General features: G+C 65.7%; 1 pseudogene. It reads left to right on the plus strand.

Going from position 1 to position 239, the window contains the following annotated elements:
• Positions 1 to 38 precede the first annotated feature (38 nt).
• Positions 39 to 239: pseudogene (locus EOD29_RS34755) on the plus strand (ABC transporter permease); the annotation flags it as partial.

Genomic DNA, 239 nt, shown 5'->3' on the forward strand with positions numbered 1-239 from the left:
TTCATCACCATCCGGGGACGCCCGGCAGGAGCAACGCCATGACGAGCACCGCGACCATGCCCCAGCCGGCTTCGTTCGGCCGGCGCCTGAAGCGCTTCATGGCGGACCGGCCGATCATTCCGCTGATCATATTGCTCGTCATCCTGGTGGTGATCCTGCAGGTCCTGCGCCCCGGCATCGTCAACGAGCGCTGGATCGCCAACACCGCGAAGTTCGCCATTCCGCTGGCGATCCTCGCC

This window comes from Mesorhizobium sp. M1A.T.Ca.IN.004.03.1.1, from assembly GCF_003997555.1.
Lineage (GTDB): Bacteria > Pseudomonadota > Alphaproteobacteria > Rhizobiales > Rhizobiaceae > Mesorhizobium.